12 protein-coding genes and 1 riboswitch are annotated in these 13,583 nt (G+C 52.5%); all 12 genes read right to left on the minus strand.

Annotated features, from left to right (window positions below):
• Positions 1–2: 2 nt before the first annotated feature.
• Positions 3–1,460: a cobyrinate a,c-diamide synthase gene (locus MHI21_RS23775; RefSeq protein ID WP_342419017.1), complete on the minus strand. Its 1,458-nt coding sequence runs from the start codon at positions 1,458–1,460 to the stop codon at positions 3–5.
• A complete protein-coding gene (locus MHI21_RS23780) occupies positions 1,453–2,541 on the minus strand; it encodes a cobalamin biosynthesis protein (protein ID WP_342419018.1) in 1,089 nt (362 codons plus the stop codon). Before MHI21_RS23780 ends, MHI21_RS23775 begins: the two co-directional genes overlap by 8 nt.
• Positions 2,534–3,328 carry a precorrin-4 C(11)-methyltransferase gene (gene cobM, locus MHI21_RS23785; protein ID WP_013373518.1) on the minus strand — a complete coding sequence of 265 codons (795 nt, stop codon included), beginning with the start codon at positions 3,326–3,328 and terminating at the stop codon, positions 2,534–2,536. The genes MHI21_RS23780 and cobM overlap by 8 nt, the downstream gene beginning before the upstream one ends.
• Complete coding sequence (gene cobI / locus MHI21_RS23790; RefSeq protein WP_039271654.1) at positions 3,325–4,041, minus strand: precorrin-2 C(20)-methyltransferase; 717 nt, start codon at positions 4,039–4,041, stop codon at positions 3,325–3,327. The genes cobM and cobI overlap by 4 nt, the downstream gene beginning before the upstream one ends.
• 31 nt (positions 4,042–4,072) lie before the next feature.
• Positions 4,073–5,329 carry a precorrin-6y C5,15-methyltransferase (decarboxylating) subunit CbiE gene (gene cbiE / locus MHI21_RS23795; protein ID WP_341162862.1) on the minus strand — a complete coding sequence of 419 codons (1,257 nt, stop codon included), beginning with the start codon at positions 5,327–5,329 and terminating at the stop codon, positions 4,073–4,075.
• The gene (locus MHI21_RS23800; protein WP_342419019.1) at positions 5,322–6,467 is read right to left on the minus strand and encodes a cobalt-precorrin-5B (C(1))-methyltransferase; all 1,146 of its coding nucleotides are present in this window, start codon (positions 6,465–6,467) and stop codon (positions 5,322–5,324) included. The genes cbiE and MHI21_RS23800 overlap by 8 nt, the downstream gene beginning before the upstream one ends.
• 74 nt (positions 6,468–6,541) lie before the next feature.
• Positions 6,542–7,186: a precorrin-8X methylmutase gene (locus MHI21_RS23805; RefSeq protein WP_342419020.1), complete on the minus strand. Its 645-nt coding sequence runs from the start codon at positions 7,184–7,186 to the stop codon at positions 6,542–6,544.
• A 379-nt stretch (positions 7,187–7,565) separates the two neighbouring features.
• Positions 7,566–8,345: a precorrin-6A reductase gene (gene cobK, locus MHI21_RS23810; protein ID WP_342419021.1), complete on the minus strand. Its 780-nt coding sequence runs from the start codon at positions 8,343–8,345 to the stop codon at positions 7,566–7,568.
• Complete coding sequence (locus MHI21_RS23815) at positions 8,342–9,403, minus strand: sirohydrochlorin chelatase (protein ID WP_342419022.1); 1,062 nt, start codon at positions 9,401–9,403, stop codon at positions 8,342–8,344. The genes cobK and MHI21_RS23815 overlap by 4 nt, the downstream gene beginning before the upstream one ends.
• 92 nt (positions 9,404–9,495) lie before the next feature.
• Positions 9,496–11,292: a precorrin-3B C(17)-methyltransferase gene (gene cobJ / locus MHI21_RS23820; RefSeq protein WP_342419023.1), complete on the minus strand. Its 1,797-nt coding sequence runs from the start codon at positions 11,290–11,292 to the stop codon at positions 9,496–9,498.
• Between the two features lie 308 nt (positions 11,293–11,600).
• Positions 11,601–11,788: riboswitch (cobalamin riboswitch) on the minus strand.
• Positions 11,789–11,844: 56 nt separating this feature from the next.
• The gene (locus MHI21_RS23825) at positions 11,845–12,399 is read right to left on the minus strand and encodes a TIGR00730 family Rossman fold protein (RefSeq protein WP_023990794.1); all 555 of its coding nucleotides are present in this window, start codon (positions 12,397–12,399) and stop codon (positions 11,845–11,847) included.
• 328 nt (positions 12,400–12,727) lie between these two features.
• Positions 12,728–13,579 carry a uroporphyrinogen-III synthase gene (locus MHI21_RS23830; RefSeq protein ID WP_068938986.1) on the minus strand — a complete coding sequence of 284 codons (852 nt, stop codon included), beginning with the start codon at positions 13,577–13,579 and terminating at the stop codon, positions 12,728–12,730.
• Positions 13,580–13,583 lie beyond the last annotated feature (4 nt).

A 13,583-nucleotide genomic window follows, 5' to 3' on the forward strand; every position in this document is an offset into this window, starting at 1 on the left:
ACCTATTGACCGTAAGCCCGGCATTGTTCCACCCAGCGTGCTGCCGCCTTGGGAAGAGAAGCGAGATGAACATGCGTGTAGGCTGCCAAAAGGTTCCCTTTCGCATAGCCCTCGCTCTGGAGACCACGTATCCCCTTGGTTTGATAGGCGTAGGAGTAGGGAGCGGATGATTCATCATAGTGCATGACAGAATAATGAAATTCATGTCCCCGAATGGTCTCTCCAGCCTCCAGCAGCAAGCAATCCTGCAAAGCGGTTGCTTCCCGGTATCCCAGTGCAGCCCGTTTCTCCTGCATGCGGACGTCCGACGGAATAACCCCGGCCATGTGATAGGCATTACCCATACGATCCGTAAGCGTCCGTGCCAGTACCATATAACCGCCGCATTCGGCGAATACTGGCATATCCCGGCTCACCGCATTGCGGATATCTTCCAAAAAGCCCGTATTTGCAGCGATATCTGCGGCAAACTCTTCGGGAAAACCGCCGCCCAGGTATAGGCCGCTTGCCTGCTTAGGTATGCGTTCTCCCGCCAGAGGACTGAAATAGACAATCTCTGCTCCCGCCTGACGTAGCAATTCCATATTTTCCGGGTAGTAAAAATTGAACGCCGCATCTCTGGCGACGGCGATGACGGGACGTTCCCCGGTATCAGCTTCATGCACTGCTGATGAAAGCCAATCCGGGGGAAACAACGGTTGTGCTGGCAGAGACAACGGCGGAGCCGAATCCGCCAATGCCCGCAGTGCATCCAGATCCGTACCCGCGCGGATCAGCTCTGCCGCCCGTTGGAAAAGCGGCTCCAGCTCGCCGCGTTCCACAGCGGGTACTAAACCCAGATGACGCTCGGGAATATCCAGCCCGTCATCACGCTTTAACCAGCCGAGCACGGGGATGCCGCACTCCTGCTCAATCGCCTTTTTGACGATGCCATAGTGCCCTTGGCTACCGCAGCGATTCACAATTACGCCCACAATGCGCAGCTTGGGCTCCAAGCGCTGAAAGCCGAGCACAATAGCGGCGGCGCTTCGTGCCATACTGCGCACGTCGACCACCAGCAATACAGGGCTGTCCGTCAGCATGGCGATCTCAGCGGTCGAGCCGGTGTTGCTGAGCGGATCCTTGCCGTCATACAGCCCCATGACGCCTTCAATCACGGAAATATCCGCGCCTTCGGAAGCACGGATAAAGGTTTCACGTACCGTATCCGGTGAGGTCATCCATGAATCCAGATTACGGGAAGAGGTCCCGGTCGCGGCAGTATGATAGGTGGGATCAATATAATCCGGCCCGCATTTAAAACCCTGCACTCGCAGGCCGCCGTCGGCGAACGCCTTCATCAGCCCGAGGGTAACGGTCGTTTTGCCTGCGCCGCTGCCCGTGCCAGCAACAACAATACGGCTTCTGCGCGTAGCGGCAGACGGATCAGACTGTACAGCCCGCTTCATGACGTTAGTCATAGGAAACCCGCGCTACAGACAACGTCATATTGCCGCTTTTTTTCTTCTCCAGCAGCCAATGGTCTGCACCAGAAGACAACAAGGCTGAAGGTTCGCTGACCCCGTATGCACCAGTGTATTTGAAGACGGTTTCCGATGGATTGGGAAGCTGCACCGTATTCAGCTCTGACGGAGTATACGTCACCAGTTCCCAACCGTATTTGGCGCAAAGGGCAAGTAAGCCCTCTTCGTCCTTTTTCAGATCAATAGTGGCAATATTCCGTACGCTTTTCACGGACAAACACAGCTCTTGCAAGGTGTCCAGCACACCCGCCTCCAGCTCCTCCAATGCAGTCCCACGGTTGCAGCCAATGCCGAGCACCAAGCTTTTCGGACGGTACAGCACGCCATTAGAAAGAAGCTGCTCCTCTTCCTCCGGCTCCAATAAACGGTCACTCACGACCAATGCGGCGTTAAACGGTTCTTGCAATGCTTCTGCCGTCGAAGCATATACCTTGATATGTCCAGGTAAAGGCTTGTCATAACGCCACCAGTTCCGTTCGCCTGTCTCTTGTATGAGCGCAACAGGCTCCTCGTTCACAACAGCAGCGCTCACAGGAGTGGCCTTGTCGAAGCTATCGACCACCCAACCCAATTCCCGACCAAACATGTCCACCGGGATCGTGCCCTGCACGTCCGATGCAGTCGTGATTACAGCACGTGCGCCTAGTACAGCCGCTACATGGCGGGTCAATTCATTGGCGCCACCCAAATGGCCAGACAATACGCTAATGACATGCTCGCCACGATCATCAATGACAACTACCGCCGGGTCTACCTTTTTATCCACCAAAATTGGTGCAATCATACGAACCACTGCACCGAGAGATATAAATAAAATAATACCGTTATATTGTTTAAATAAATCCGGCAAAATCAGCTTGACCGAGCCTTCGAACAATTGAATGCCACGCTCCTGCTCGTCGCCACGCTCAAATTTGGACATGTAATACACATCCGTACCCGGAAAGCTGGCTCCCAAATTGCGGACCATTTCCACTCCATGCTTCGTGATTGCCACAGCGGCAAATGGATTACTCACCGGGCTTCACTCCCTTCCGGTAGCCATGGGTGAATGACTTATCGTACAGCTTGGAACGATGCGCGTCCTTGTCCACCAGTCCCGGATCGAGCGCCCAGCCTGCCAAAATCATGGCATGCATCGTTATGCCTGCAGCACGCAAATCGGCGGGTAATTGAGCAAGCGTCGTGCGCACGATCTTTTGATCCGGCCAGGTCGCGCGCTGCACAACCGCTACAGGCGTGTCCTCACTCCAGCCTGCTGCCAAAAACTCAACGACCACCTTCTTTGCCAGCGTTGCGCTGAGGAACAGTGCCACTGTACAGTGATGGGATGCCAAGTCACGCAGCTTTTCCCGATCCGGTACAGGTGTACGGCCTTCGGCACGCGTCAGAATGACCGTCTGCGTCAGGTCAGGCACAGTTAGCTCTGCACCCAGCACGGCCGCAGAAGCAAAGACCGAGCTGACGCCTGGTACGATTTCGTATGCTACTCCGCGCTGCTTCAGCAACACCATCTGCTCCAAAATGGCTCCGTACACTGCCGGATCACCTGTATGTACGCGAGCTACACTGCGTCCAGCCTGCACAGCCTCGCTCATAATCTCGACCTGCCGCTCCAAATCCATGCCTGAGCTTTGCAGTACCTGCGCCTCTGGCTTGGCCGTGGCAATCAGCTCGTCGTTCACGAGTGAATCCGTGTACAATACCACATCGGCCGTGCGTAGAATCCGGGAGCCTTTGACAGTAATCAGCTCCGGGTCGCCGGGACCTGCTCCTACGATATACACTTTGGGCTCCAACGTCATTTGCTCACCACCATTAAACTCAAATATTCAAGCTCCTGTCCGCGCAGCTCACGTGCGTCGCGCCATACCATTTCATAAGGAGAAGTGACCTTGGTAATGACTGATGCACGGTCCCCAAGATGGAGTTCATCCAGCACATCCAAAATCAAATCCAGCACCTTGGCAACCTTGATAAACACGACCGTATCGTGATTCTCAATCGCCCGCTTCATCGCTTCCCGATCATCCGTAGCCGGAATAATACCGACCTGCTGATCTCCGTCTGCCAAAGGCAATTCCAGCGCTGCCGCCGCTCCCAACACAGACGAAATGCCCGGAATAGATACAATCGGCACCTCAGGATGGAGATCCTTCATGAGCCGTGCCAAATGAATAAAGGTACTGTACAGATTAGGGTCTCCCTCTGTGACAAAGGCTACATCCTTGCCTTGGCTCAGTGCCTCCCAGCAAGCAACCACCGTTTTGTTCCACTCACGCTCCAGTACAACCGGGTCCTTGGTCATTGGAAAAATGAGTCCCAGCATCTCCTTTTCCTCCGGGTTGACGTACAACTCCACGATTTCGTGAGCATACGACTTACCTCCCCGGCGTTTCTTCGGATAAGCCACAACTGCACATTCCTGAATCATGCGATACGCCTTGACCGTAATCAGCTCGGGATCACCCGGCCCCACACCTACGCCGTAAAGTGTTCCTGTTGCCGCCGTATTCATGCTGTCTCTCTCCCCCTCTTGAATTACCAGCTTACTCCCCTGCTACTTCGTCAGCCACGTCCACCGACGGCTGCCCTGTAATAACATATATCGGATTGAGTCCGTCAAAACGAGTCATATTCAAAATCGGCTTGCTGCGTGCTGTTTGCAGTAACGTCACTGAAGTATCGAGTCCTGCTGCTTGCATCGCCTTCATCCCATCATGCAGCGTCTCAATCGTTGCAGCATTCACTACAATTCGTCCATCGTTACGCAGACGGGAAGCGCACAGACGAATCAGCTCGGCCAATTCTCCCCCGCTCCCACCGATAAACACCGCATCCGGGTCTGGCAGATCTTCCAGTCCGGCAGGCGCTTTGGCATGAATAACCGGGAAATCGGTGCGGAATTTGATTTTGTTCGCTTCCACATTAGCCAGATCGCCTTCGTTCTTCTCAATGGCAAATACTTGCCCATACTTGGCTAGCCGCGCACATTCCACCGCTACAGAGCCGGAACCTGCGCCGATATCCCATACGATGCTTCGTTCGGTCAGACGCAGCTCGGACAAGCTGAATACGCGTACTTCACGCTTCGTGATCAGTCCTTTTTCCGGCTTGCGCTGGTGAAATTCCGCATCCTCGAAGCCAAATCCCCGACGAATTGCAGGCACATCTTCTCCCTTACGGCGGCGCAAAATCACCACATTCAGTGGTTGGAACGTTCTCTGCGCCATCTCATCCAACGTATAATGCTGATACGCCTCATCCGGTCCGCCCAAATGCTCGCCGACAAAGGCATCATATTCCGTCATGCCATAATGCAGTAGATAGGCAGCGACTGCGGCGGGATGATTGCGGTCGTCCGTCAGCAGCGCGACCTTGTTCTGTCCATCGATCCGCTGCGCCAATCCGGTCATCGGACGGCCATGTACGCTTTCCAGCACCGCATCCTGCCAGCTTTCACCGAGACGCGCAAACGCCAGCTGAACCGAGCTGAGATGCGGCAAAATATCCAAATGTTCAGCCCCCAGCTTGGCGGACAAATAACCTGCAATTCCAAAAAAAAGCGGATCGCCTGACGCAAGCACGACAATATCCTTGTCCTTGCGCAACCGTCCCAATTCTTCTACCACGGCAGATAAGCCGCTCTTTAATGTTCGTTTTTCCCCTGCGAATGCCTTGAAAAAGGCTAGCTGGCGTTCTCCACCAACCAGCAGGTCGGCACTCTCAATGTGCTCCAGCGTCTCCTGCGACAGACCTGCCGCTCCATTTTCACCGATACCAATGACACGAATCACTCTACTCACCGACTCTCGCCCTCCCCAGCACGTTCCCTTTCATCGTTACCAGTACCATTTCCACGACAATTCCACCACCTGCATGGTCCAGACAATGCTGACATCCATAGGTACACAACTTTTCAAAAAAGCTCAGCGCATTCGCTTCGGTCATCATATCTGCCACCTGCGTAGCTGTATTCGCCTCTGCCACTGCCGCTGCAAGCGACTCATCCACACCTGCTTCACGCGCGACCTCAGCCAAAAAGCCAAAGTCCACCGGAGCACTCTTGGAGTGAACCATCATGACACCTTGAGCTACCTTCGACAGCTTGCCAGGCATACCGACGAGAATAATCTTTTTCATTCCCAGCCGTTTCCCATGCTTAATGGCAAAGCCGACAAAATCCCCCATCTGAATAAAGGCCTCTTCCGTCAGCTGATCGTACATTTGCATGGCATATTTTTCACTGCTGCCGCCTGTGGTCAGGACTATTTCCTGGCAGTTCATCGCTTGCGCAACCGATATGGCCTGCACGACACTGGCTTTATAAGCTGACGTGGAAAACGGAACGACCACACCACGCGTGCCTAGTATGGAAATACCGCCAAGAATGCCAAGTCGTCCGTTCAACGTTTTCTTGGCGATTTCTTCGCCGTCCGGTACGCTGATGACGACACGGACACCTTTGGCCGATCCGTGCTCTTCAAGCACGCCTGTCACAGCCTCCGTAATCATCCGTCGCGGCACCGGATTAATCGCTGCTTCCCCGACAGGCACAGGCAGACCGGGCTTCGTTACCCGCCCCACGCCGATGCCACCGTCCAGCTCAATGCCCGGCTCCTCGCGCCAGCTAACAGAGGCGATTATTTTCGCCTGATGCGTGGCGTCTGGGTCATCGCCACCGTCCTTGATCGTCGTGCAGGAAGCTTCGTCCGCGTCCAACACAGGCTCGATCAGCTCAAACGCATGATCGAATCCCGCGGGCAGCGATATCACTGCTTCCTTCGGTGGAATGCCCGTGATGAGCAGTTGTACCGCTCCTTTGGCCACTGCAGCCGCACAAGCTCCCGTCGTAAAGCCTGACCGCATTGGCTTGTCCGGCGTGGGAGCTTCACCGCTTTTCATCCGTTTGGGCCTGTTGGCGGACGCCGCTTCCTTTTCCATGCCAATTCCTCCTTAACCTCTTCTGCTGATCATGTTCTAATTCATTTCATGATACAGCAAACGGACAACCGCATCTAGCGGACAGCCATTAAGGAGATCGCATTCAATGCTGCTACGACAATTGTACTGCCGCCCTTGCGTCCAATATTCGTAATGAACGGAATATCCAGCTTGCGCAGCTCGTCCTTGGATTCTGCTGCCGATACGAAACCGACGGGCATGCCAATCACCAGTCCGGGTTTAGCCGCTCCTTCTTTTACCAGACGGATCAACTCCAGCAACGCTGTCGGCGCATTACCAATGGCATAGATACCACCTTCGCCCGCCTGAATCGCTTTGCGCATCGAAATAATGGCGCGTGTCGTATTCAGTCTTTTCGCTTCTTCCATGACATCAGGGTCAGATATGTACACATGCACATCCCCGCCAAATTGACGGATACGATCCTTGCTCAGCCCCGCTTGAATCATCTGCACATCCGCCACTACCTGCTGTCCTGCACGAATAGCTGCAATCCCGGCTTCAATCGCCCTTGGATGAAACACCATGCTGCGGCCCAGCTCAAAATCAGCAGATGCATGAATGACACGCTGTACAACGGGATATTGCTCTGCTGTAAAAGGATGCTCTCCCAATTCTTCTGTGATCATCTCGAAGCTTTTGCCTTCAATTTCCTGCGGCTGCACCGTTAGCGGTTTGAATTCTGTTTTAAAATCCATCGTATCGACCACTCCCTTATGGAAAATTAGAAAATTAAATTAGCTTAGAACATTAAAGTTAACTATTGTTCCACTACGCAGTCGGATGGTGCTTCCCATCGCCACCGCCCCCGGATTCCTTGAATAAAACCTATGATCAGCGTAGAAATCCGGGGACAAAAGCGACCACTACGCTTGTACAGCACCATTCCGACTACTCCGTTTTATGTTCATTTTTCAAGTTCGTCTTATATAGGGAAAATGACATTCATGTTAAGGAGTTACAAACACCTCTACACAAAAACTACACATTTTAAGATGACTATATTTTAAATACACGCCAGAAATCGTTCTAAATTCATCGGATTGACTGGACCGACCAGCTTCATAGGCTTATGTCTTAAAGCACAGACTCCTCTTTGTCTTTACGCAGAGCGTCAATCACTCCGTCGAAATGATCAAATACTGTGCCAAATTCCACTTCCGGCCTGGAAATCAAAAGTACGTGAATCCCCAGCTCCAATGCAGATTGAACCTTTTCATCCACTGCTCCCGTGCGTCCGCTTTCCTTGGTGACCATCACGGTCGTGCCATAGTGCTTGTACAATGCTTCGTTCATCTCGCGGGAAAAGGGTCCCTGCATGGCAATAATATTCTTTTGCTCCATGCCCAGTTCGCCGCATTTCTCCATATTGTCCAAGCGCGGCAGCATGCGTATAACCAGACGAATCTCCGGGTCTCCGAGTAAATGCTTGGTGAACGTGCCGAGCGTTTTACTGCCTGTCGTAAGCATTACAGAGCCTTTGAGTTGCTTCGCTTCTAATGCGGCCTCTTCATAGGAAGACACGATGTGGAGCAATGGATGATTGTCATACACCAGTCCCGCCCGCTCGTAGCGAATATAAGGAACTCCAGATTCGCGAGCGGCTGTCATTGCATTCGCATGTGCTTCTTCTGCAAAAGGATGACTGGCATCAACAACCGCCTGTATTCCCTGCTCCCGAATCATTGCACTCATTTCATCGGCTGTCATTCGGCCTGTACGTACGTCTAGTCCCGCTTCGGACAAGCTGGCTGCCGCGCTTTCGGTTACGACCGAGGTCAATACGTTGAAGCCATTGTCACGGATTTGCAGCGCCAATTCCCGAGCATCGCTCGTTCCACATAGCATGAATATCATGAGCCCTTCACCTGCCCGCTTCCATTCACTACAGATGGCGTATGTGAATGCTCGTGATGGTGATCATGGTCATCATAGCTGTGAGCATGGACATGCTCATGAGTGTGATCGTGGCTGTGTGTATGGTGATCATGATGATCGTGCTCATGTGCATGATGATGGTGATGATGCTCATGATCGTGATGGTGGTCATGGTCATGGTCGTGGTGATGATGGTGGTGCTCCTGCGCCTCCAGACGGAACTGGCAGTTATCACAATTGGCCGTAACCTTGCCGAACAAGCCTTCCTTAGCTCGCTCCAGCACCAGTTCAATCAGTTGAGGATGGAAACCAAAATATCCTCCCATTTCCACTTGTAATGTAGGGTGAGCCTCGGCAAATTCCTGGGTCATTTCTCCGATGCGCTTAATCAGCACACCCGTGAACAGAAAATAGGGAAGCACGATAATCTTTTTGGCCCCCAGTCGTACACAACGCTCCAATCCATCGGGAAAAGAAGGCTGCGTCACACCGATAAAGCTGCTCTCTACCCACGTATAAGAAAGCTGTTCCCACAGCATACGGGTGATTTTGAAAAAGTCACTGTTCGCATCTGGATCGCTACTTCCGCGTCCTAACACAAGTACCGCCGTTTCTTCGTCGGATACCTCGGCAAATGCCTCTACAGCGCTATTCATTCCCGCTGGAACTGCAACCGGACGGGCCTCTTTCAAGCGGCTTTGCAGAATGCTTACGATTTTCTCGTGAACGCCAATCGGGCGTCCATATACAAATTCCACCTGCGGATATTTTGCTTTTGCCCGATCAATAGCCATCGGAATATCAATTTTGGCATGTACCGCTGCGAACAAGATAATCGGAATGAGAACGACACGCGTCGCACCTTTCTCCACACATGTTTGCATCCCATCAGCAATGCTGGGACGTGCCAACTCCAAGAAACAGGTTTCCACGCACATATCCGGTACCCGGTCTGCCACTGCCTGTGCAAATTCCAGCAGTTCCTGATTCCCCTCCGGGTCCCGACTTCCATGTCCAACTAACAATATTGCATCCACTGCTGTTTTTTCCTCCTCTTTAATAGGGATAGCCTGCATGACGCCCTATTTTATATATATGCTTGTATCCAGTTCATCAGGCCTTCAGTCCATTAATCACCACAAACCGCATTCACTTCTACCGTTGCTGGTGCATCTTCATGCCGGAAACCCGCAACGACGCCTACACGTTTAAAAAATTTATGAAAACGCTCGTTCGGATGCCCTTTTTCCTTATATTCAGCGATGACGTTCTCCACGATGTCAGTAATTTGATCACCCGGAATCCCTTCCGCTACGGGCTGAGCGGCATGAGCATTGCGACCGAATTTTTTGCCACCAAGGAAGAGGTCGTATCCTCCCTTGCGATAGACGATGCCGATATCCTCCAGCACCGCTCCATAGCAGGCCATACCGCATCCGTTCAATGCAATGCTCGTTTCCTTGGGTGCCTGTAATCCGCCAAGTACAACCTGTAAATGCTCAGCCACAGGCACAGCGTCATCCTTCTCCATATTGCAGAAGTCGCACGCCTTCACCTTAAACACATCGCCAATCGGCATGACAATGAATCGTTCATCCCGCAGCCGTCCGACCAGTTCTTCGGGGTCTGCACACGGTACGCGCAGCACGATCTGATGATCTGGCGTGTATTCCAGCTCGCCGTCATCACCCGCTACCTCGGCGAGCAGCGCCATCTGGCGAGCGGTGAACTTCTTGTTTCCCACACCCGGGGAAACGCCCACCTCAAATAGCGCAGGCTTGCCAAAGCCGCCTGTCGCCATCCCGGACGCGGCCCCCGCTCCGGCCACCGCTGACGTTCTGGCGGTGCTCTCGGTAGCAGGCGCTTGCCCGCTCCAGCGAGCGTTGGCTTCGCCAGGCAGCTTGCCGCCGACAGCGAGGCGGCTTAGTGCCTCTGCCGCCAGCGATGCCGGGGCTGCGCCGGTTTGCACAGCGGCCGTTGCCTGCACGGCAGCCATCGCTTGCGGGCGTGCCTGCGTCGCAACCGCAGCGCCGCTCGCGGAGGGTCCAGCGGGCGTAGTCGGGGCTGCACCTGCCTGCGGTGTATCCTCTTGCGCGCCCAGCGACCACGGCTCTGCTTCCGTACGGAGACGCTGATGCGGCTTGAGCGCTTGCTCGGTCGCATCTAATGTGTATTTGCGCTGATATCCGCGCGGAGTCACGATCAAGCCGTCATACACCGTCGTCGAGGAATTGCCGATGATTACAGTCGTCAGCATCCCAATATCATGGTTCAGCATATCTTCCAGCGTCGTTACAATAACTTGCTGACGTTCACGATAAGCACTTTTCACCAACCCGACTGGAGTTTGCGGATCGCGGTAACGCAGCAAAATGGACTGCGTCTCCACAATCTGGCGGGTACGCCGACCACTGCGCGGGTTGTATAATGCAATCACAAAATCGGCCGAAGCCGCTGCTTCTACACGCTTCACAATCGTTTCCCAGGGGGTCAGATGATCACTCAGACTGATCGTGCAAGCATCATGCATAACTGGCGCCCCCAACAGTGAAGCACAGGACTGAATAGCCGAGATCCCTGGCACGACTTCTACCTCAACCCCGTCCTCGCGTCGCCAGCCTTTTTGCATCAGCACTTCGTACACCAGCCCTGCCATACCATAGACTCCCGCATCTCCACTGGAAATGACAGCTACCTTCTTGCCCATCTCTGCTTGGCGAACCGCCTCCTGCGCACGGCTCACTTCCTCTGTCATTCCTGTGCGTACAATCTCCTGTCCGTTCAACAACGGACGGATCAAATCAACGTAGGTATTGTAGCCGATAATGACCTCACTTTCGGCCAGCGCATCCAGCGCCCGTTTTGTGATATGTTCCATATCTCCTGGTCCAAATCCAATCACCAGCAATTTTCCTAATGGGCTCATCGTGCTCCTCCTATTCATCCTTTTCAGGGCAGCTATGCTATCTATTTCAATGATTTATGCACATCGTGTAACTCAAAAAAACCCCATCCTGCCCGGATGGGGTTTCTATGTACGCATCTCTCATCAGACGAACAAACAGCGTAAGAAGACATATTTGTCTTCCTCCAACCTGCCGTTGTTTTCCACCTGTCTGTTTACGCTTAAACGCTGCTGCACGTTCATATCCACGCAAACCTCTAACCAACATGGAAAAAGCAACGTGTGCCTGATTTCCTGATTTCGTACACCCATCCTCTCCGCGAAGGTTAACGGTGCATACAGATCAAGGTAGGTCTCCTGGCTTGGCATCAACAGATTCTTTTGTCTTCCCCGTTTTTCACGAGTGACCATTTAAAAAAATCCTCTTCCTTACAGTGGCGGGACCGCTCGGGATTTGCACCCGATTCCCTGTTACCCTTTGCTCAACCGCAAAGGCACCTTGTCTGTCCGCTATTTGATTATGGGTCTTATCATAACCTTGCCTCAATCAGTTGTGCAAGCACGAAAAACGCTTTATTTCAAGTTCTCTGCTTTATTTTTTAACATATGTAGCAATTCGTCCGGGTCCGCAGAGATACTTAATAACGCTGGATGCTCAGCCCCGGTAAACCCTTCTTGCACGCTATGACGTACCATTTCTACTAACGGGTCAAAATATCCATTCACATTCAGCAGCCCAATCGGCTTGCGATGAATGCCGATTTGCGCCCAGCACAATACCTCGAACAGCTCCTCAAAGGTTCCCAAGCCACCCGGAAGGGCAATAAACGCATCGGCCATCTCGCTCATTGCCGCTTTACGCTCATGCATGCTTGCTACCTCAATAAATTCGGTAACTCCCCGATGAATGATCTCTGCATCAAATAATAGGGTGGGCATAATGCCAGTGACCTGACCGTCACCCGCCAGCATTCCATCCGCCACCTCTCCCATCAGCCCCCTGCTAGATCCACCATAGATCAGACGGATATGATGGCGAGCCATGGCTTCCCCCAGCTTGCCTGCAGCCTCAACATATACCGATGAATGTCCAGGTCTGGACCCGGCAAATACGCAAATAGAATTCATTAACGTCTCAGCTCCTGTCCTAAGTCAGCATTTAGCATAATTCGATCCCCAACGCTCATAAGTACAATATATAGACGAACTAGAGCGCTTCGATCTATATATTGCTTATTTGAAAACGCTCTTGGGATTTATGCAAAATGCTCAAGTATCATGCATCGAAACTTATTCATTATATTAGATAAATATTTTCGCTATAACAAAAATCTTTGTCGATGCATGTCCAACAAAAAAAGATAAAGACCTCGTAGGCCCTTATCTTTATTTTACTCTGTATCCCAAAATATAAGTTCATTTTTTAGCATACTGCATTTATAATTTCTATCTCATTTCAATGACCATTCACGATCTTCAGACCACAGCCATGCACCGAATCGTTATGTTCAAAATATTTGCCCAGCTCCACCATCATCGCGCCCATGCGCTCTTCGGTTGGAAACACGACTCGATCAATCCCTTCTTCCACAATGGACTGTGCAGTCACCTTCCCTACTGATACAGCAATCACATCCTCACGAAAAGCTTCCAGTAACTCCTCGATTCGATTTTGCTCTCTGGCATATTGGGCCAAAAATCGGATTTGCGGACCACTTGTAAACGTAACAGCATCAACATTACGATGGATAACATCCTCCAGTAACGCCTGCAATTTTGCTTCCTCAGGTGGGATATGCTTATAAGGAAGTACCTGGCGGGTCACTGCCCCCTGCTCATCCAGCCACTTTACCAACCGTGGAGCTGGATCGCCATGCAGTTGCAACAGTACTTCCTTCCCCTTCAGATCGTATGGGGCAAAAGCTCCTGTCAATCCGATCAAACTTCCGTCCTCGTCTCGTACTGCTGGCGTAAAGCCACGCTTTTTGAGTCCATTGACCGTCTTGTAGCCCCGCGCTGCAATGTTGGAAGATTGCAGCAACTCCATGATCTGCTCGGCTACGCCCATATCCTCTGCCATATCGAACAGGGCATCCAGCCCCATACCTGTCGTGAAGATGTACCAGTCCGGAGGGTGCTTCACCCACGATACAACAGCGTTGCGCAGCTCGATATCATCCAAAAAAACGGTGCCCTGGGCCGGGCGCTGTACTGGCTCACCCCCCATCTTCACAACTAGCAGCGCCATTTCTTCTGCTTTACGGGGACCAGCAAGAGCGACTCTCTTACCTGCCATGCGTTGTGCCATTCTG

It is taken from the genome of Paenibacillus sp. FSL H8-0168, from assembly GCF_038592955.1.
Taxonomy (GTDB): Bacteria; Bacillota; Bacilli; order Paenibacillales; family Paenibacillaceae; genus Paenibacillus; species Paenibacillus polymyxa_B.

Coding starts and splice junctions, on each gene's coding strand:
- cobM (WP_013373518.1), bottom strand. CDS start 3,328: ATGACGTTGGAGCCCAAAGTGTATATCGTAGGAGCAGGTCCCGGCGAC.
- MHI21_RS23830 (WP_068938986.1), bottom strand. CDS start 13,579: ATGGCACAACGCATGGCAGGTAAGAGAGTCGCTCTTGCTGGTCCCCGT.
- MHI21_RS23825 (WP_023990794.1), bottom strand. CDS start 12,399: ATGAATTCTATTTGCGTATTTGCCGGGTCCAGACCTGGACATTCATCG.
- cobK (WP_342419021.1), bottom strand. CDS start 8,345: ATGATATTCATGCTATGTGGAACGAGCGATGCTCGGGAATTGGCGCTG.
- MHI21_RS23805 (WP_342419020.1), bottom strand. CDS start 7,186: ATGGATTTTAAAACAGAATTCAAACCGCTAACGGTGCAGCCGCAGGAA.
- cobI (WP_039271654.1), bottom strand. CDS start 4,041: ATGAATACGGCGGCAACAGGAACACTTTACGGCGTAGGTGTGGGGCCG.
- MHI21_RS23800 (WP_342419019.1), bottom strand. CDS start 6,467: ATGGAAAAGGAAGCGGCGTCCGCCAACAGGCCCAAACGGATGAAAAGC.
- cobJ (WP_342419023.1), bottom strand. CDS start 11,292: ATGAGCCCATTAGGAAAATTGCTGGTGATTGGATTTGGACCAGGAGAT.
- MHI21_RS23775 (WP_342419017.1), bottom strand. CDS start 1,460: ATGACTAACGTCATGAAGCGGGCTGTACAGTCTGATCCGTCTGCCGCT.